This window comes from Aureibaculum algae (assembly GCF_006065315.1).
Classification (GTDB): Bacteria; Bacteroidota; Bacteroidia; order Flavobacteriales; family Flavobacteriaceae; genus Aureibaculum; species Aureibaculum algae.
In genome coordinates this window covers 460,059-480,807 of record NZ_CP040749.1, presented here as the reverse complement: position 1 = coordinate 480,807, position 20,749 = coordinate 460,059, and the positions used below count along the sequence as shown (strand labels likewise).

The following is a 20,749-nucleotide window of genomic DNA, read 5'->3' as shown; positions in this document are numbered from 1 at the left end:
TTATTTTGAATTTTATATTTGATATTTTAGCTAGTCTAAGATATCTGACAATTTTTCAAACTCTTTTTTAGGATCTTTATTTTCGTAAAGAATTTTATAAATGGTATCAATTATTGGTGTTTTAGCACCATTTTCTTGCTTAATTTTATAAGCACTTTTTGTAGCATAATACCCTTCGGCCACCATGCTCATTTCTAGCATTGCAGATTTTACGGTATAGCCTTTACCAATCATGTTACCAAACATTCTGTTTCTACTGAATACTGAATATCCGGTAACTAATAAATCGCCTAAATAGGCTGAATTATTAATGTTACGTTTCATTTTATGCACTTTTTTAATGAAACCTTTCATTTCTCGAATGGCATTTGACATAAGTACCGCTTGGAAATTATCACCATACCCAACACCATGAGCTACTCCAGCAGCAATGGCATAAATATTTTTTAAAACAGCGGCATATTCTGTACCTACAATATCATCAGAAGTCTTTGTTTTAATATATCGACTGGCCAACATTTCACTCATTACTCTCGCCTTCTTTCTATCTTTACAAGCCAAGGTTAAATAAGACAAGCGTTCTAAAGCAACCTCTTCTGCATGACAGGGCCCTGTAATAACACCAATATCTTCAAAAGGAATATTATATTTTTCATGAAAGTGCTCTCCAACAATTAATCCTGATTCTGGAACAATTCCTTTTATTGCTGAAAAAATTATTTTTCCCTCAAGTGAAACATTCAGTTTTTTTAACTCTTGACTTAGAAAAGCAGAAGGAATAGCAAAAACCAAATAGTCCGCATAATTAACCATTTCGTTAATGTCATTACTCAATAGTAATTGCTCAGTATCAAACTCCACTGAACTTAAGTATTTTGGATTATGTTGATCAGATTTAATATACTCAATTACCGAAGTACTTCGCATATACCAACCAATTTCATCAATATTTTCACTCAACATTTTTACAATAGCTGTAGCCCAACTACCGCCTCCAAAAACTGCTATTTTAGGATATTTTTTCTTCATTTATATTTGATTTTCATTCTCGGATAGTTTTCTTTCTAACTCCGCTTGAAATTCCTCCATAACTGGCTTTACCGTACTTTCAGGTAAGTCGGCAATTCTAATATACATTAATCCGTCAATGGCATTATTAAATTTCGGATCAACATTAAAAGCAACTAACCTCGCATTTTGCTTTACATACTTTTTTAATAATACTGGTAAACGCAAAGCTCCTGGCTCTAATTCATCAATAATTTTATCAAATTTCTGCATATCAGATTTGCTTTCATCAAAAACAAAGTCTTTATCTACATCATTTAATTTTACTTTGTATTCTTTTTTAGGATGTATATATTGAGCTAAATACGGGTCGTAATAATTAGATTTCATAAACTCAATCATTAATGACTTAGAGAAATTTGAAAACTGATTACTAATACTAACTCCACCCATTAAAAATTTATGATCGGGAAATCTTAACGTTACATGCACTATTCCTTTCCATAATAAAAACAATGGCATCGGTTTTTGCTGATAGTCTTTAATAATAAAAGCTCTTCCCATTTCTATTGTTTTCTCCATCATCTTAAACAATTCTGGCTCCATTCTAAACAATGTACTAATGTAAAATCCTTTTATACCATGCTTTTTAAAAATTTCTTTACCTAAGCCCATTCGATAAGCTCCAGCAACTATTTTCGCCTCATTGTCCCATAGGAACATATGTTGATAATACTTATCATAAACATCAATATCAATATCATTATTGGTACCCTCACCTACTTCTCTAAAGGTAATTTCTCTTAGCCTTCCTATTTCACGTAATATATATGGTATTTGATCACTTTCTGCTAAAAAGACTTCATAATTCTTACTTTCTAACAAACGAGCTTCTCCGCTTCTTAATTTTTCAATTTCTTTATTAATTTTTTCAATTGAAACTGGTGGAATTACTTCTTTAGGTTGTTTTGGAATTTTTAAAGATGGTGTTTTTATAAGTCTATTATTTACCTCGAACGGATTTGCCAACATGTATGTTTTCTTTCGAAGAAAATTATGAAAATCGTCAATATCTTCATGCTCTTTTTGATCTTTTACAGAAATCACTTTTCCTATTCTAACTTTTATAATTCTACTTCCTTGACGCAATGCTTCTGATGGCAGTTTTGCCGTTCTCAAAACACTATTTATTTTGGAAAGGAAATAGAACAAGCGGCTATTTTTCGCGTGAAAATAAATGGGAATAACAGGTACATTTGCTTTATAAATTAATTTAATAGCTCCTTCTTCCCAAGGTTTATCTACAATTAATTTTCCATCTTTATAGGTTGAAACTTCCCCAGCAGGAAAAATACCTAATGAATTACCATCTCTTAAATGTTGTAATGCATTTTTGAGCCCTGTAATACTTGATTTAGCATCCTTACGATCTTCAAAAGGATTGACCGGCATTACATAGGGCTTTAAGGGCTCAATTCTGTGTAGCAAAAAATTGCCAATAATTTTATAGTCCGGTCTTTTTTCTACCAACAACTTTAATAAGAGTACACCGTCTATTCCTCCTAATGGGTGATTGGAAATACTTATAAAAGCTCCGTCTTTAGGTATCCGTTTTAAATCTTCTTTAGGAATTTCAAATTTTATTTGCAACTCATCTAATATTGCATTTAAAAACACAACATCTTTTTTATCTTTATGCTTCTGGTAAACCCTATTGAGTTTTGATAACCGCAAAACTTTCATTAATATCCAGCCAAAAAATGTACCCACAAAACCATATTTGTCTAGGTGTATTACTTTGGCAATTTCTTTAGAAGATACTAATTCCATGTTGGGTTTTTGACAGCCTCAAATATAGGTAATTTATTGAACAACTATCTGCACAGTTTCTTGAGTAAATTGTTTTAATAATACTTTGTTATTTTTTTCTAATTCCTCAATATTTTTATTTTGAAAATGTCTAACTGTAAATAACGAAACTTTTTCAAAACACACTACCTTGTACTTGTTACTAAGCTCCGCTAAAAGGTTTTTAATCAGATTAAAATTATCTTCCAAACAAATAGAAAAGCTAATTGCTGAGTTTTGAATCAAGTTTACTTTCATTTTGTATTGATGAAACAAATTAAAAATTTCACTAATATTATGCTCAACGACAAAAGAAAAATCTAAAGCAGATATAGAAAGAAATAATTGATTTTTTTTAACGATAAAACAAGGTGTTTCAGGTACTAGTTTCTTACCGTCACTTACATGTGTTCCCTTTTTTTTAGGGTTTAAAAATGATTTAACCAGTAAAGGAATTCCTTTATTCTGCAAAGGTTGTAAGGTTTTAGGATGTATTACAGAAGCACCATAAAAAGCCAATTCTATAGCCTCTGTATATGATATTTGCTCAAGCAATTGTGTTTCTTGAAAATAACGAGGGTCCGCATTTAAAACACCTTCTACATCTTTCCAAATTGTTAAACTATCGGCATTAAGACAGTAAGCAAATATACCTGCTGAATAATCAGAGCCCTCTCTTCCCAAAGTGGTAGTATTTCCAGATTCATTAGACGCAATAAACCCCTGAGTGATGTATAATATTCGTGGATTAATTTTAGTTACAATTGATTTTTCGGTCAGTTTCCAATCCACTTTAGCGTCTCGGTAATTACTATTTGTTTTAATGCACTCTCTTACATCGATCCAAGTATTTTCAATGGCTGAATCATTCAAATAACAACTTACAATTTTTGTAGATATGAGCTCAGCAATGCTCACTATTTGATCATAAACAAAATTATAATCTGTTGCTTTATTTTGTATCATAAAACCCGTTAATCCAATAAATAGATATTCTATTTCTGAAAAAACTTTATGTTCTTTATTTTCAAATAATTCGTTTACTATACTGTAATGATAGTCTCTTACTTCTTTTATAAATACAGGTAATTCATCCTTTTTTAAAAAATAAGCATCTGCGATTTTTTCAAACGCATTCGTCATTTTACCCATCGCTGACACCACGATTAGTAAATCTTGGTAACCAACTTCATTTAAAACTGTAACGATATTTTTTACACCATTAGCATCTTTTACAGATGCTCCTCCAAATTTAAATACCTTCATTTATGATATCCGTTATACATTGTAAATTAATTTTCTTTAGATAAATACTCAACTATTTTTTCACGAGGCATTTGACAAATATTCCATTCTTCAAAAACTGTTGCTCCTGTACTTTTATAAAAATTAACGGCCGGTGTATTCCAGTCTAAAACAACCCACTCTACTCTATTTATATTATTATTTAAGGCAAACTTCAGAACACTATCATATAATGCTTTACCAATACCTTCTTGTCTATGCTTTTGGGTTACAATTAAATCTTCTAAATGTAATGAAGAGCCCTTCCAAGTTGAAAACCTATGATAAAAAAGAGCCATCCCAACAACCTTATTATCTAATTCAGCTAAATGAAGATAAAACGCAGGATGTTCTCTAAATCCATTTTCAATTAAGTCTTCAATTGTAATTTCAACGGCATCAGGTTCTTTTTCAAAAACGGCCAATTCATTAATCAACATCAGTACCGCTTCCATATCAGTTGGTTCGGCTTTTCTTATTTTAAAATTCATATTATAATAATGTTTGCACAAATTTAACGTTATTTGTAGGTATAACAAGTTAGGGTTCAACAAAATCAACACAAATGCAACAGCACAGCACATTAGGTGAGTTTATTATAGAAAACCAAAAACAGTTTAAGTATTCTTCAGGAGAGTTATCTCGACTAATAAATTCTATAAGATTAGCGGCAAAAGTGGTGAATCACGAAGTAAACAAAGCAGGTTTAGTTGATATACTAGGTAAAGCAGGTGAAACTAATATACAAGGTGAAGACCAACAAAAATTAGATGTTTATGCCAACACTATTTTTATGGAAACGCTTACCAACAGAGAGATTGTTTGTGGTATTGCAAGTGAAGAAGAAGATGACTTTGTTACCATTTCTGGTAATGATGACTCTAATGAAAATAAATATGTAGTATTAATAGATCCACTTGACGGATCATCTAACGTAGACGTAAATGTATCTGTTGGAACCATTTTTTCTATTTATAGACGTGTTACCAAATCTGGAACCCCAGTTCAATTAGAAGATTTTTTACAAGAAGGTAATAAACAAGTTGCTGCAGGATATATTGTTTATGGAACATCAACCATGTTAGTATTTACAACGGGGCATGGCGTAAATGGATTTACTTTGAACCCTGCTATTGGAACTTTTTATCTATCGCACCCTGATATGATGTTTCCTGAAAATGGTACTATTTATTCGATCAATGAAGGGAACTATGTTCACTTTCCACAAGGTGTTAAAGATTATTTGAAATATTGCCAAATGGAAGAAGGAGATAGACCTTATACTTCGCGTTATATTGGATCTTTAGTTTCTGATTTTCATAGAAACATGATTAAAGGTGGTATTTATATTTACCCAACAAGTACTAAAGCTCCTAAAGGAAAATTGCGTTTACTATATGAATGTAACCCTATGGCGTTTTTAGCTGAGCAAGCAGGAGGAAAAGCATCTGATGGGTATATGAGAATTATGGATATTAAACCAACAGAATTACACCAACGTGTACCCTTTTTCTGCGGAAGCACCAATATGATTGACGTTGCTGAACGGTTTATGAAAAACTACCCTGCTACTGCTGATTATTAATAATCAGAATTGAGTCTATAAATCGCGAATAGGAGTGACGGTATAACTTCTTTTTATTTAATTTATCTCATTCTCGTGAGCTTAAAAAACTTCTGATAATTATCTGGAATTGTTTCTATTTCAAGAAGACACCCCTCTTCCACTGTAGGGTAAATCTCATCATATGTTAAAATATTATACATACCAGCTCTTTTATTAATGTGCTCACGTCTAAGGTCTTTAGGACTATCAAGACCGGCAGCCGCTATGAGCTCTAAAAAACTGTGTATTGTAGCATCGTGATAATTATGTGCTCTTTTTGACTTATCTTCAACATCTAGACCTCTTACCAAGGCTTTATTTTGAGTAGCAACACCTACAGGACATGTATTGTTATTACATTGTAAAGCTTGAATACAACCAATAGACAACATCATTGCTCGTGCACTATTACACGCGTCTGCTCCTAACGCTAAGGCTCTAGCTATATGGAACCCCGTTATTATTTTACCAGCAACTATTACTTTAATATCTTTTCGTAAGTTAAATCCTCTTAATGTATCATGTACAAAAACAAGACCTTCACGTAATGGCATACCCATCGAATTTGAAAATTCTACAGGAGCTGCACCCGTACCTCCTTCGCCACCATCAACGGTTATAAAATCCGGTTTTATTCCAGTACTAATCATCGCTTCACAAAAATCCATGAACTCTTGTCTTCTTCCAATACAAAGCTTAAAACCAACGGGCTTACCTCCACTTAAATCACGTAATTTTTTAATAAAATACATAAACTCTATTGGATCTGAAAAAGCAGAATGAGACGGTGGAGAGTGTACAGCAACACCAGGTTCCACATGTCTTATGGCTGCAATTTCTTCTGTGTTTTTCGAAGCTGGTAAAATACCTCCATGGCCTGGCTTAGCTCCTTGAGACAATTTTATCTCAATCATTTTAACCTCAGGCCTTATGGCATTATCTCTATATGTTTCCTCATTAAATGTTCCATCATTATTTCTACAACCAAAATAGCCAGTACCAACTTGCCAAATTAAATCACCTCCATGTTTCAAATGATATGGACTTATTCCTCCTTCACCTGTATTGTGTGCAAAATTGCCCATTTTTGCTCCTTTGTTTAATGCCATGACGGCATTAGTACTTAAGGATCCAAAACTCATGGCCGAAATATTTAATAAACTAGTTGAATAAGGCTGTTTGCAATCCGCACCACCTATAACTAACCTAGGGAATTTACCAATTTCTTGAGGATTTTGTTTCGCATACATTGAATGTTCCATCCACTCATAACCTGAATGGTATAAATTCATTTGCGTTCCAAAAGGTTCCGTATCATTTACCTTTTTAGCACGTCTATATATTAATGATCTTAAAATCCTGTTTAAGGGTCGACCTTCCGTATCCGTTTCAACAAAATATTGCATTATTTCAGGTCTAACAGACTCTAAAACATATCTAAAACGACCTATCAAAGGAAAATTTCTTCTAATGGTATGATTCTTTTGAAGCATATCAAATACACCCATTAAAACTAACGGAGCAACAAGAATAAAACTCCATAAAATTCCTGGCCAAACAAGTGCTATTAACAAAATTGAAACTACTGTAATAGTACTAATTAGTATAAAATATTTGCGAGCCTTCATAGTGAAAAATTAGAAAAATAAATAGTTGATTTTACAATTGAACAAGAAACAATATTATTTTATATTTACCAAAATATTTATTTTATGGGAATTATAAAAGTGAGGAATATAAGAGTCTATGCCTACCATGGATGCTTAGATGAAGAAGGGAAAATTGGTTCTGAATATAGAGTTGACCTAGCTGTTAAAACTGACCTTTCAAAATCAGCCAAAACAGATAATTTAGCAGATACCGTAGATTATGTTCATCTTAATCGGATTGTAAAAGAAGAAATGAGTGTAAGAACAAAGTTATTGGAAACTGTAGCGGATAGAATTCTAACACGAATTATTGATGAAATACCTATCGTTAAAAAGGCCACAGTAGAAGTTTCAAAAGTGAATCCACCCATTGGTGGTAACGTAGCTTTGGTAACTATTAAAATGTCTAAGAAAAAATAGTTATTATTTTGTGGAATCACTATTTATTTGTTTAGATTTGTAGCCTTAATTAAAAGGCGTTGTGGCCGAGTGGCTAGGCAGAGCTCTGCAAAAGCTTGTACAGCGGTTCGAATCCGCTCGACGCCTCTTTTTTTTAAAGATTAAATCTCTTAACTTTTTTTCAATAAAAATTGTTACTCAAACGAGCAGATTAGAAGCTATTAACATTAATTACTCCACTCCTATCTCAACCTCTTTTTTCTCATTTATTTAACATTTATCTGACTTATTTTTAAGACATTTGTATTCTTTTATCTATAAAAATGAGAATCTACCCAATTGAGACCGGAAATTTTAAGCTAGATGGCGGAGCCATGTTTGGCGTTGTACCAAAAACGTTATGGCAAAAAACAAATCCTGCTGACGCTAAAAACCTTATTGATATGGGTATGCGAAGTATGTTAATTGAAGATGGAGAAAGATTAACATTGATTGACACCGGTTTAGGAAATAAACAGTCTGATAAATTTTTTAGCTATTATGACTTATATGGAGACGCCACACTAGAATCGTCGTTAGCAAAATATGGCTTTCATAGAGATGATATTACCGATGTTTTTTTAACTCATTTACATTTTGACCATTGTGGTGGAAGCATCCAATTTAATAAAAATAAAACGGGTTACGAGCCTGCCTTTAAAAATGCTAAATTCTGGAGCAATGAAGACCATTGGAAGTGGGCTACCGAACCTAACGCAAGAGAAAAAGCTTCTTTTTTTAAAGAAAATATCAATCCTATAAAAGAAAGTGGTCAATTAGAATTTATTAAAATGCCTAATTCAAATTTTTGTAAAAATTCAGAATTAGATTTTGACATACTATTTGTTGATGGACATACTGATAAACAAATGATTCCTCATATTAAATATAAAGGACAGACTTTAGTTTTCATGGCCGATTTGCTTCCTACCGTTGGACATATACCTTTACCTTACGTTATGGGCTATGATACTAGACCCTTATTAACTTTAGACGAAAAACAAGCCTTTTTAAATAGTGCGGCTGATAATAAATTTATGCTGTTTATGGAGCATGATGCACATAATGAAATCTGTACCGTAAAACATACAGAAAAAGGTGTACGATTAGATCAAACTTTTACTTTTAACGATATTTTTAATTAATTTAATAAACATGAGAATTTTAAAACCATTTTCTTTTGTAGCAATTGCTGCAATGCTAATTACAAGTTGTGGTACAACAAAAACAACGACTAATACAACTTCTAATTCAGTAACAGAAACTATAATTAAGGTAACTACAGATAGCATAGTTCCTAAAACTGGCGAAATGACCGAGGCTGAAATACAAGGATGGCCACATATGGACATTTTTACAGATTCAATTCCTGGTATGAGTATCGATAAAGCCTATGATTTTGTAAAAAACAAAAAAGGTAAAACGGTAATTGTTGGTATCATCGATTCTGGTATTGACATTGAGCATGAAGATTTAAATGATGTTGCATGGGTAAATGAAGACGAAATAGCGGGTAATGGAAAAGATGATGACAATAATGGATATGTTGATGATATTCATGGTTGGAACTTCTTAGGTGGTGAAAAAGGTTCAACTGCTCCTGAACAACTAGAGATGACTAGAATGGTAAAGAAATGGATGCCAAAATTTGATGGAAAATCAGCTGAAGATATTGCTGAAGCAGATAAAGCAGATTTTGAATTGTTCACCAAGCTAAAGAAAACTATAGATGAAAAAAATAAGAGTGCTGAAGCTCAAGTAAATCAATACAAGGCTGTAAAAGATTTGATTGTTAAAGCTAATGATACACTTTCTAAATTGTTAGTAGGTAAAGAAATGAATTTAGATAACATAAATTCAGTAAAACTTGATGATCAAATGCTGCAACAAGGTAAATTTACTATTATGAGAATTATAAGCAGTGGAGATACCGTTGAAGGTGCCGAAAAGCAACTAGATAATATTGTGAACCACTATAGTACGCAGTTAAACTCTCAATATAAAATTGACTTTAATGGTCGTGTAACTGGAGATGATCCTTATGATATTACAGATACTAACTATGGAAATGCATATACGATAGGATCTAAAGATGGTGAAATGCACGGAACACATGTTGCTGGTATTGTCGCAGCAGAACGCAATAATAGTGTTGGAATGAATGGTGTAGCTCATAACGTAAAAATCATGTCAATTAGAGCCGTGCCGGATGGTGATGAGTATGATAAAGATGTTGCTTTAGCCATACGTTATGCAGCTGATAACGGAGCCAAAGTAGTAAACATGAGCTTTGGTAAAAGTTATTCACCTAATGCAGCGTGGGTATATGATGCTATTAAATATGCGGAAGAAAAAGATGTATTATTAGTGCATGCAGCAGGTAATGATGGTAGTGATATCGATGTTGCTGAAAATTTCCCAAATGATTCTAAAGATAAATTAGTAGAATATGCAGACAATGTAATTACAGTTGGTGCTATGACAAGACATTATGATGATAAACTTGCAGCTTCCTTTTCAAATTACGGAAAAAAGAATGTAGACATATTTGCCCCAGGGTTAGAAATATACTCTACAGTTCCTAAAGATGAATATGAATCAATACAAGGTACTTCAATGGCTGCTCCAGAAGTTGCAGGTGTTGCGGCTTTGGTAAGATCATATTATCCAAAATTAACAGCTAGTCAAGTTAAAAAAATTATAATGGATTCTGGTATAGAGTTTAATAGCTCTGTTATAAAACCGGGAACGGAATCAAACAGAGTACCATTTAATGATTTATCAGTTTCTGGTAAAATTTTAAATGCTTATAACGCTCTTGTAATGGCAGAAAAAATGTCAAAATAATTGAAACGCTTATAATTTTAATTTTTTAAGGAAAAGAGAAGTCAATGATATTTACTATTGACTTCTCTTTTTTTTTTGGTTACAAACTTGTTCTTAGTATATTGCGATATATAAAATAAATTTAAAAATGAGAAAATTCACATCTTTTATTGGATTAATAATAACCATTTCGGTTGCTGCACAAAACACAAGTTATTGGCAACAACGTGTTGATTATAGTATGAATATTGATATGAACGTAGAAAATTATCAATATGATGGTACACAAAAATTGGTATACACCAATAACTCTCCAGACACATTAGATGAAGTTTTCTACCATTTACAATTTAATGCCTTTCAACCAGGCAGTGACATGGATATCAGGTTGCAAAACATTGCAGATCCCGATGGTAGAATGGTCAATAATCTTGGCACTAGAAAGGCTCCAATTTATGAAAGTAGAATTGCAAAATTAAAGCCCAATGAAATTGGTTTCATTAAGGTTAACACCCTACAACAAGACGGTGTTGATGTTAAACATGAAGTTATAGGTACTATTTTAAAAGTAACTTTAAACACACCTATAGTTCCAGGTGGCAACACAGTTTTAGACATGAACTTTAAAGGTCAAGTGCCTTTACAAATTAGACGTTCTGGAAGAAATAGCGAAGAAGGTATAGCGTTATCGATGACACAATGGTATCCAAAATTAGCCGAATATGATTTTGAAGGATGGCAAACAAATCAATACATTGCCAGAGAATTTCATGGTGTTTGGGGCGATTTTGATGTGAAAATTACGATTGATAAAGAGTATACAATAGGTGGAACAGGGTATTTACAAAACCCTAACGAAATTGGTCATGGTTATTCAGACACTCCAGTAAAACATAAAAAGAAAGTAAAAAAATTAACTTGGCATTTCAAAGCACCAAACGTACATGATTTTACATGGGCTGCTGATCCTGAGTATATTCATGATAAAATTAAAGGTGAAAATGATGTTACCTTACATTTTTTCTATAAAAATGATAAAGAAATTATTGAGAATTGGCAGAAACTACAACCTAAAACTGCCGAATTATTATCTTATTACAACACGCATATAGGACAATATCCATACAAACAATATTCAGTTATTCAAGGTGGTGATGGCGGAATGGAGTATGCTATGTGTACGCTAATAACTAGTGGCCGCAATTTTGGATCTTTAGTTGGCGTTACAGCTCATGAATTTGCTCATACCTGGTTTCAATTTTTATTGGCAACCAACGAAACTAAGCACGAATGGATGGATGAGGGTTTTACTTCATATATTTCTAGCCAAGCTATGAACGAAATTTTAAATCAAGATAAAGAAAACCCCAATGCGGGTTCTTATAGAGGTTATATCAGATTAGCAAAATCTGGTGTAGAAGAACCATTAACTACATTGGCTGATCATTATACTTTTAACTATTCATATAGCAATTCTGCCTATAGCAAAGGATCCGTATTTTTAGCACAATTAGGTTATATCATTGGAAAAGAAAATCTTGAAAAAACGTTGAAAAAATATTTTGAAGACTTTAAATTTAAACACCCAACGCCAAATGATATTAAACGTACGGCTGAAAAAATATCTGGCATTCAGTTAGACTGGTATTTAACCTATTTTACCAAAACAACAGCAACAATAGATTATGCTGTCGATAACGTTGATTCGAATAAAATAACTTTAAAACGTATTGGAAAAATGCCAATGCCTATAGATTTAAAAGTAACCTATATTGATGGCACTGATGAAAATTTTTATATTCCGCTAAAAATGATGTTAGGCTCAAAACCAACTACAGCAACTCCTTTAAACAGTTGGTCTTGGACAGCCCCTACCTACTCTTTTAGTGCCAAAAAAGCAGTTAAATCAGTAGAAATAGACCCAAGTCATCTCATGGCAGATATTGATGATACCAATAATAATTTCGGTTTGTAATACAACAACTTTTACAAAACACCAGTGCAAAAAACCCATCTTTTAAAATGTTAAAAGATGGGTTTTTTCTTGCACCCCAATTTACAGGGGGATGCTTTTTCACCAAATTCGGTTATCATACACTTTCAAAAACTATTCATCTTTGTATCAAATAAATCATTAAACATCACGTTAAAAATTTAATCATTTAAATAACCTATCAAATTATGAACAACGTACTTCCTAAATTTAAACGTCCTTTAAAAGACTCTAATGACCCTAAAACCAATGTTTCTTATTGGGACAAAGCCTTAGATGCTTTTGACGAAAAAAAATACAATGAATCTTTAACCCATACGCTAAATTACATGAACAGCACCTTATTAGAAGGTGTTAATACTAGTGGTGATTTCTCAATAGAGCGAGGTCAAGGTTCCGCCTTGATACATTTAGAAGTAACAGATAATATATTTAAAATAAAAGCTCCTTTTCTGAAAATTACAGAAGGCACTAACAAAATAGCCCTATTAAGAAAAGTAGGTGAAGTTAATTTTAGTCCACTTACCTTAGCTCAAATCCATTTAAAGGATGATACGTTATGGTTTGGTTATGAAATGCCATTAAGTTTGTGTCAACCTTTTAAAGTATATGATGTATTACGTGACGTTTGCGTTTATGCTGATGATTATGATGATGAGTTTGTTGAAAAGTACAAAGCTTCTTTCTATCAAGATTCAAAAACAACACCGCTAACCCCAGAAAATCAAGAAAAAGCATGGCAACAAATAGAAGATATTTTAAAAGATTATGTAAACTACAGTGCATTCTTTAAAGAAAAAAGATGGGACAATTTTCAATGGGATATCATTTTAATTTCAATTCTAAAATTATCGAACATGCCTTATGTACATGGTACATTAAGAACAAAATTACAAGAGTATGTAAACAACATGTTAAATGGCGATATTGATTTCCAATTCAGAATTGATAAAGGCACAAATTTTATGAAAAAATTATGTGCAATGACAAAAGAAGATATTTTGAAAAATGTTTACAATGCAGATGCGTTAGTTTCTTTAAAATATCGTAGTTCTACTGAAATTGTTCAAGACAACATGAAAAACAGAGAAAACATAGTGACTAACTATGTTAAAGACAATGACCATTTTTCACTCTCTTATTATTTACAATTCTCATTCTTACATTTAGTTTACAGTTATAATCTGGAAGAAGATCAGCTTAATGCGATATATGATGTTCTTGAAAAAGTTTCTGGTTTAGAACCTGATGCCGCTAGTCCAAAATTATTAGACACTTATAATGCTTTATTAAACGGAACAGCAACACCAGTGCGAAAAAAAGCTAAAAAAGGACTTTTTTCAAAATTATTCAGTTAAAATTAAAAGATAGAAATTATGCAAAATATAGAAAAATCAATATATAAAATTATTACAGGATCAGGCACAGGTAGTGGTTTCACTATTTCAGGCAACAATCATATTATAACCAATTATCACGTAATAGAAGGCAACAAATCCGTTGCTGTAGAAGATTATAAGAAAGACCGATTTGTTGCTAAAGTTGTTATGGTAAATCGCGATGTTGACCTCGCCTTCTTATATATAGAGGGTTACGAAAATAAAGAAGTTGGCATTACTTTAGATGAAGATATTGAAATTACAAATACGCAAAAAATATTCATAAACGGTTATCCTTTTGGTATGCCGTACACTGTTACTGAAGGTATTGTATCTTCTGTAAGTCAACCAATGGGCAATAGACACTTCATTCAAACTGATGCTGCGGTAAACCCAGGAAACTCTGGTGGACCAATGCTAAATGAAGCTGGTAATTTAATGGGAGTAACTACCTCTAAATTTACAGATGCTGATAATGTTGGTTTTGGTATTAGGCATTTAGACGTTATTAAAGAGATAAAAGATTTTATCAGCACCGACATTGCTTATCATGTAAAATGTAACTCATGCGATAGTTATACTATTGAAGAAAGTGAATTTTGTGTAAACTGCGGTAGCGATATTGACATTTCATTATTTGAAGAGTTTGAGAAATCACATTTTGCAAATTTTGTTGAATCTACTTTGGTTGAATTGGGTATGGACCCTGTACTTGGAAGAGCAGGAAGAGACTTTTGGGAATTCCATCAAGGTAGTGCTCAAATACGCATATTTGTATATAATAGAAATTACTTATTTGCCACGTCACCATTAAATAAATTACCAAAACAAAACCTACAAGAAGTAATGGACTTTCTATTAAAAGATAATGTGTCACCCTATTCTTTAGGAATCTATAACAACACCATCTTTTTATCTTACCGTACGCATTTGTCTGACATCTATTCTGACCATGCAGATGAGATAAAAGAAAATATTAAAAACTTAGCTTTAAAAGCCGATGAGTTAGATGACTTTTTTGTTGACAATTACGGCTGCGAAATGTCCATTGCAGCAAAAGTTTAAACCTCATAGTTAATCCTATTAAATGCCCTCAATTTCTTGAGGGCATTTTTTTATAAAAATTTTCAAACCTTTATTTAACACCCGTTTACAGGGGTAACAAATTGCCTTCTTACAGTCTAAACTTCTTCTCTCTTACCATGCATCTTTGTAACAAAATAATCAATTAATCAATAACAAAAACTAATAGTATGAAAACAATGAAACAATTTTTATTTATTGCTGTATGTGCCCTTTCTTTAATGAGTTGCGGACGAGAAATACCAACTGATTTCGATTACGGAAAAGTTGATAAAAATACCTATACCAATAATTTTTTTGGACTAACAATGGAAATTCCAGATGGATGGCATGTACAAGACCAAGAAACCCAAAAAATATTACAAGATGAAGGTGCTAATGCTATTGGTGGTGAAAAGCTTGCAAAAGCAATTAAAGCTGCAGAAATTACTTCTGCCAATTTGTTAATGGCATCTCAATTTGACTTGGCTACATATCAAGATCCTACAGTGTTAAATTCAAATTTCACATTAGTAGCCGAAAATTTAGGTATTTCATCCGCTACTATAAAAGATGGAGATGCTTATTTAGAAGCGAGTAAAAAACAATTTAGAAACAATAATGTTCCTATAGAAATAAAAGGCGATACTAAAACGATAGATATAGATGGGAAAACATTTCACTATTTTGATGGTGTATTAACAATGCAGGGCCTAAAAATAAAACAACGTTACATGTCAACCATTTTAAATGGATTTGCAATACTTTATGTTGCAACCTACGGTTCAGATGATCAATTAGAAAATTTAATGCAAGTGCTAAATACAACTCGTTTTAAATAAATCTATAACTATAAGACATAAAAAAAATCCGCTTAAAAGCGGATTTTTTTTATTTATATCAAGTCTAAAAGAATCTAAACATTTATTTTAATTTCTTTTTAACTGCTACTTCTTGGTAGGCTTCAATAACATCCAACTCTTGAATATCATTATAATTTTTTATTTGGATACCACAATCGTAACCCTTAGCTACTTCTTTAGCATCGTCTTTAAATCGTTTTAATGAAGCTAATTCACCATCAAAAACTACCACACTATCTCTAATGATTCTAATTTTAGAATTTCTGAATATTTTACCATCAGTAACCATACAACCAGCGATTGTACCTACTTTAGATATTTTATAAGTTTCTCTAATTTCAGCGTTACCTGTAACTTCCTCAATCATTTCAGGAGAAAGCATACCTTCCATAGCATCTTTAATTTCATCTATTACTTTATAAATAATAGAATAATTTCGGATATCTATTTCTTCTCTATCTGCTAAAATTCTAGCATTTCCTGAAGGTCTTACGTTAAATCCAATAACAATAGCATCAGATGCAGAAGCCAATAACACATCAGATTCTGTTATAGCACCAACTCCTTTATGAATAATATTAACTTGAATCTCTTCTGTAGATAATTTCTGTAATGAATCTGTCAAAGCTTCAACAGAACCATCCACATCACCTTTAAGAATAATATTAAGCTCTTTAAATTCGCCTAAAGCAATTCTTCGTCCAATTTCATCTAATGTAATATGACGTTGAGTTCTAACTGATTGTTCACGTTGTAATTGATCTCTTTTAGATGCAATTTGCTTCGCTTCACGCTCATCATCAAATACTCTGAATTTATCACCCGCTTGTGGAGCACCATCTAAACCTAAAATAGAAACAGGAGTTGATGGACCCGCTTTTTTAAGATTTTTACCACGCTCATCATGCATGGCTTTTATTTTACCACTATGTTTACCTGCTAATAGATAATCTCCAATTTTTAAGGTACCTGACTCCACTAAAATAGTAGACACATAACCTTTACCTTTATCTAGTAAAGCTTCAACAACGGTACCAATTGCATTTTTATTAGGATTTGCTTTTAGCTCTAATAATTCAGCCTCTAACATTACTTTTTCTAATAAATCTTCTACACCAGTACCTACTTTAGCTGAAATATCATGAGATTGTACTTTACCACCCCAATCTTCAACTAAAAGATTCATTTGAGCTAATTCTTCTTTAACCTTATCAGGATTAGCATCTGGTTTATCTATTTTGTTAATAGCAAACACTAAAGGAACGCCTGCTGCTTGAGCATGGCTAATTGCCTCTTTTGTTTGTGGCATTATAGAGTCATCTGCTGCAATTACAATAATTACAATATCGGTTACTTGAGCACCACGTGCACGCATGGCAGTAAATGCCTCGTGACCTGGTGTATCTAAAAATGTAATTTTTTGTTTATTAGGAAGCGTAACACTATATGCACCAATATGCTGTGTTATACCACCTGACTCACCACCAATAACATTTGCCTTTCTAATATAATCAAGTAGAGATGTTTTACCATGATCTACGTGACCCATCACTGTAACGATAGGAGCTCTAGGCTCTAAATCTTCAGGATTATCTTCTATTTCTTCAACAGCCTCTTCAACCTCAGCACTTACAAATTCAACTTCATAACCAAATTCTTCAGCAACAATAGTAAGTGTTTCAGCATCTAAACGCTGATTCATTGTTACCATCATTCCTAATGACATACATGCTGAAATAATATCCGTAACCGAAACGCTCATCATAGTAGCCAACTCACTTGCAGTTACAAATTCAGTAACTTTAATTGTTTTACTTTCTGCTGCTGCAATTTCTTGATCAATTTCCGTTTGTTGACGGTGTTGATCTCGTTTCTCTCTACGGTATTTTGCTCCTTTTCCTTTTTTAGATTTACCTTGAAGTTTCTCTAAAGTTTCTCTAATTTGTTTTTGTACGTCTTCTTCTGTAGGCTCAGCTTTTACAACCGCTTTTCTACCTCTACCTTTTGCACCTGGTCTAAAACCTGTGCTACCGCTTCCTGAACGTGCAGCTCCTCCTCCACCACCGGTTGTCGGTTTATTGATTCTCTTACGCTTTCTTTTGCTAGCGTCTCCAACAGGTCTTCTTGCAGTACTTTCTTTTTTCTCAGGTTTCTTTTTAGGTTTTTCAAATTGCTTTAAATCAATTTTTTCTCCAACCTGTTTAGGACCTGTTAATTTTTGATATTTGGTTTCAATTTTAATAGGCTCAACTACCTTATCTTCAACCTTTTCTACAACAACCTCTTCTACTTTCTTTTCGGGTTTAGGCTCTTCTTTTTTAACAACCTTCTTTTTACCTCCTATTTTATCTATGTCTATTTTACCAACTTGTTTTAGACCTGATAACTTCTCTCTCTTTATAACTTCCGGCTCTATCTTTTTAGGGGTCTCTTTTTTAGCAACAGGTTCTTCCACTACTTTTTCAACTTTAGCTTCCTCCTTTACTACTTTTTCCGCTTTTTTAACTTCTTTGCCCTCAATATCTATTTTACCAACTGTTTTTACTCCAGCTAATTTTTCAGACTCGGTCTTAAAAATTTCCCTTTTCGCTTCTTGTTGTAAACGTTTTTTCTCTTGCTCTTGTTCTTGAACAATACGCAACGCCTCTTTCTCCTTACGTTTTTCTTCACCCACTTCTTTCGAAGCAACTTTTTTACTCTTATCGGTTTGAAATTCGTCTAACAGCACAGAATAAACCTCACCAGAAATCTTAGTTGTAGGTCTTGCATCTACTTCAAAGCCCTTACTGGCAAGATGCTCTACAGCTCTATCTAATGAGATGTTTAATTCTCTTAAAACTTTATTAAGCCTCAATGTTTTATTTTCAGCCATACAATTATTTAAATTACTACTTTACTTTTATTCGTTAAACCGATTACTACATTATTCTAATGTTAATCTTCAAACTCTTCTCTTAATATCTTTTGAACATCGATTATAGTTTCTTCTTCTAAATCTGTTCTTTTTACTAAGTCGCTAACATCCAAGTCTAATACACTTCTTGCTGTATCTAAACCAATGTTTTTAAATTCAGCAATTACCCAAGCTTCTATTTCATCAGAAAATTCTGTTAATTCAACATCTTCATCTGCAATACCTTCTCGTTGTACGTCTAGCTCATAACCGGTCAATTGACTTGCTAAACGGATATTTACACCACCTTTACCAATTGCTTTTGATACCTGATCTGGCATCAAAAACACATCAACTCTAGGTTTTTCACCTTCAATAGCTTCTTTAATTACCATAGAAGTAACTTTAGCTGGACTTAATGCTCTTGCAATAAATATTTGGTCGTTTTTAGTGTAATTGATAACATCAATATTTTCATTACCTAACTCACGTACTATACCATGAATACGAGATCCTTTCATTCCGACACAAGCTCCAACAGGATCTATTCTATCATCATAAGAATCTACCGCTACTTTGGCTTTTTCACCTGGTATTCTAGCCACACGCTCAATAGTTATTAAACCATCGAAAACTTCAGGAATTTCTTGTTCAAATAATTTAACTAAGAATTCTGGTGCTGTTCTAGACATTATAATAGTGGGTTTGTTTCCACGTAACTCAACTGATTTTATGATACCACGAACAGACTCTCCTTTTCTAAAATAATCAGATCTTATCTGCTCACTCTTTGGCAACACAATCTCATTTCCATCATCATCGAGTAAAATTACAGCATTATGTCTAATATGATGCACTTCCGCACTATAAATTTCACCTTCTAAATCTTTAAATTGTTTAAAGATATTTGTATTATCATGCTCATGAATTTTAGAAATCAGATTTTGGCGTAAAGCTAAAATTGCTCTTCTACCTAAATCTTCTAATTTCACTTCCTCAGATACATCTTCACCAACTTCAAAATCGGGCTCAATTTTACGAGCATCAGATAATGAAATCTCCTCATTTGGCTCTTCTACTTCGCCATCATTAACAACGATTCTGTTTCTCCAAATTTCTAAATCTCCTTTATCGGGATTTATAATAATATCAAAGTTATCATCAGAACCATACTTTCTTTTTAAGGCAGCTCTAAATACATCTTCCAGTATCGCCATAAGCGTTACTCTATCAATACTTTTATCATCTTTAAACTCAGAAAAAGACTCTATTAATGCGATGTTTTCCATCCTCTTTCAATTAAAATTTTAATTTCACTTTTGCTCGTTTTATACTTTCGTATCGTAAAACTGCTGTTTTAACAACAGTAACCTTCCCTTTACCAATTGGTTTTGGCTCTCTCACTTTCCATTCTAAGGTAATCGCTTCGTCATTAACTTCTAAAAGTTTGCCTTCAAATTTATCAGTTTCTGTTTGAACCTCTAAATTTTTACCCAAATTTTTATTGTACTGTCTATTATTAACGAATGGTTCTGACAGTCCTGGTGAAGACACTTCTAATGAAAAGTCAGTAGTTTCTCTATCTAAATTACTATCAACACTTCGACTAATCCTCATACACTCCTTAATCGACACGCCTTCATCTCCATCAACAATAATAGTTATTGTATTATCTGGCGAGATTTTTAAATCAATTAAAAACAATTTAGGGTTTTCTTGAATTGCTTCTTCAACTAGTTTTTCGACTTGTTCTCTCACTTTTTTTATATAAAAAGAGGGGACTTTTCGTCCCCTCCATTCCAAACTATCTCTGTTTTCGACTGCAAATATATAAATTCTAACTCAGAATGACAAGAATCAGCGTTTTTTATCGTTATAAAGTTATAACTTTAAGCTTAAC

Annotated in this window: 16 protein-coding genes and 1 tRNA gene; 9 read left to right on the top strand and 8 right to left on the bottom strand. The window is 32.5% G+C overall.

Annotated features, from left to right (window positions below; genetic code table 11):
* Positions 1 to 30: 30 nt before the first annotated feature.
* Genes FF125_RS01810 through FF125_RS01795 form a run of 4 tightly spaced genes read right to left on the bottom strand, consistent with a single transcriptional unit; the run spans position 31 to position 4,631 of the window.
* Positions 31 to 1,029: an NAD(P)H-dependent glycerol-3-phosphate dehydrogenase gene (locus FF125_RS01810; RefSeq protein WP_138948181.1), complete on the bottom strand. Its 999-nt coding sequence runs from the start codon at positions 1,027 to 1,029 to the stop codon at positions 31 to 33.
* The gene (locus FF125_RS01805) at positions 1,030 to 2,838 is read right to left on the bottom strand and encodes a GNAT family N-acyltransferase (RefSeq protein WP_138948180.1); all 1,809 of its coding nucleotides are present in this window, start codon (positions 2,836 to 2,838) and stop codon (positions 1,030 to 1,032) included.
* Between the two features lie 33 nt (positions 2,839 to 2,871).
* Positions 2,872 to 4,122, bottom strand: coding sequence for an aspartate kinase (locus tag FF125_RS01800; RefSeq protein ID WP_138948179.1), 1,251 nt, complete (start codon positions 4,120 to 4,122; stop codon positions 2,872 to 2,874).
* A gap of 26 nt (positions 4,123 to 4,148) precedes the next feature.
* On the bottom strand, positions 4,149 to 4,631 hold the full coding sequence (locus FF125_RS01795; protein ID WP_138948178.1) for a GNAT family N-acetyltransferase: 483 nt from the start codon (positions 4,629 to 4,631) through the stop codon (positions 4,149 to 4,151).
* 74 nt (positions 4,632 to 4,705) lie between these two features.
* On the opposite strand from FF125_RS01795, the gene fbp reads away from it, so the two are divergent.
* Positions 4,706 to 5,725, top strand: coding sequence for a class 1 fructose-bisphosphatase (gene fbp, locus FF125_RS01790; RefSeq protein ID WP_138948177.1), 1,020 nt, complete (start codon positions 4,706 to 4,708; stop codon positions 5,723 to 5,725).
* A gap of 62 nt (positions 5,726 to 5,787) precedes the next feature.
* Here the strand turns inward: fbp and FF125_RS01785 are convergent, their stop codons facing one another.
* Positions 5,788 to 7,374, bottom strand: coding sequence for an FMN-binding glutamate synthase family protein (locus tag FF125_RS01785; protein ID WP_138948176.1), 1,587 nt, complete (start codon positions 7,372 to 7,374; stop codon positions 5,788 to 5,790).
* 84 nt (positions 7,375 to 7,458) lie between these two features.
* On the opposite strand from FF125_RS01785, the gene folB reads away from it, so the two are divergent.
* From folB to FF125_RS01745, 8 genes are all read left to right on the top strand, one after another.
* Positions 7,459 to 7,815: a dihydroneopterin aldolase gene (folB, locus tag FF125_RS01780; protein WP_138948175.1), complete on the top strand. Its 357-nt coding sequence runs from the start codon at positions 7,459 to 7,461 to the stop codon at positions 7,813 to 7,815.
* Between the two features lie 55 nt (positions 7,816 to 7,870).
* A tRNA-Cys gene (locus FF125_RS01775) sits at positions 7,871 to 7,941 on the top strand.
* A 176-nt stretch (positions 7,942 to 8,117) separates the two neighbouring features.
* Positions 8,118 to 8,978, top strand: a complete 861-nt coding sequence (locus FF125_RS01770; protein ID WP_138948174.1) for an MBL fold metallo-hydrolase — start codon at positions 8,118 to 8,120, stop codon at positions 8,976 to 8,978.
* A 10-nt stretch (positions 8,979 to 8,988) separates the two neighbouring features.
* A complete protein-coding gene (locus tag FF125_RS01765; RefSeq protein WP_138948173.1) occupies positions 8,989 to 10,680 on the top strand; it encodes a S8 family peptidase in 1,692 nt (563 codons plus the stop codon).
* Between the two features lie 127 nt (positions 10,681 to 10,807).
* Positions 10,808 to 12,634 carry a M1 family metallopeptidase gene (locus FF125_RS01760; RefSeq protein WP_138948172.1) on the top strand — a complete coding sequence of 609 codons (1,827 nt, stop codon included), beginning with the start codon at positions 10,808 to 10,810 and terminating at the stop codon, positions 12,632 to 12,634.
* A 206-nt stretch (positions 12,635 to 12,840) separates the two neighbouring features.
* Positions 12,841 to 14,010, top strand: coding sequence for a type III secretion system chaperone family protein (locus FF125_RS01755; protein WP_138948171.1), 1,170 nt, complete (start codon positions 12,841 to 12,843; stop codon positions 14,008 to 14,010).
* Positions 14,011 to 14,028: 18 nt separating this feature from the next.
* Positions 14,029 to 15,096 carry a trypsin-like peptidase domain-containing protein gene (locus tag FF125_RS01750; RefSeq protein WP_138948170.1) on the top strand — a complete coding sequence of 356 codons (1,068 nt, stop codon included), beginning with the start codon at positions 14,029 to 14,031 and terminating at the stop codon, positions 15,094 to 15,096.
* Positions 15,097 to 15,284: 188 nt separating this feature from the next.
* The gene (locus tag FF125_RS01745; RefSeq protein WP_138948169.1) at positions 15,285 to 15,935 is read left to right on the top strand and encodes a hypothetical protein; all 651 of its coding nucleotides are present in this window, start codon (positions 15,285 to 15,287) and stop codon (positions 15,933 to 15,935) included.
* An 82-nt stretch (positions 15,936 to 16,017) separates the two neighbouring features.
* Here FF125_RS01745 and infB read toward each other — a convergent pair whose 3' ends face one another.
* The 3 genes from infB to rimP form a co-directional block, all read right to left on the bottom strand.
* The gene (gene infB, locus FF125_RS01740) at positions 16,018 to 18,828 is read right to left on the bottom strand and encodes a translation initiation factor IF-2 (protein ID WP_138948168.1); all 2,811 of its coding nucleotides are present in this window, start codon (positions 18,826 to 18,828) and stop codon (positions 16,018 to 16,020) included.
* Between the two features lie 62 nt (positions 18,829 to 18,890).
* Positions 18,891 to 20,138, bottom strand: coding sequence for a transcription termination factor NusA (gene nusA / locus FF125_RS01735; RefSeq protein WP_138948167.1), 1,248 nt, complete (start codon positions 20,136 to 20,138; stop codon positions 18,891 to 18,893).
* A 10-nt stretch (positions 20,139 to 20,148) separates the two neighbouring features.
* Entirely contained in the window at positions 20,149 to 20,607 is a 459-nt protein-coding gene (gene rimP / locus FF125_RS01730) for a ribosome assembly cofactor RimP (RefSeq protein ID WP_138948166.1), read from the bottom strand.
* Positions 20,608 to 20,749 lie beyond the last annotated feature (142 nt).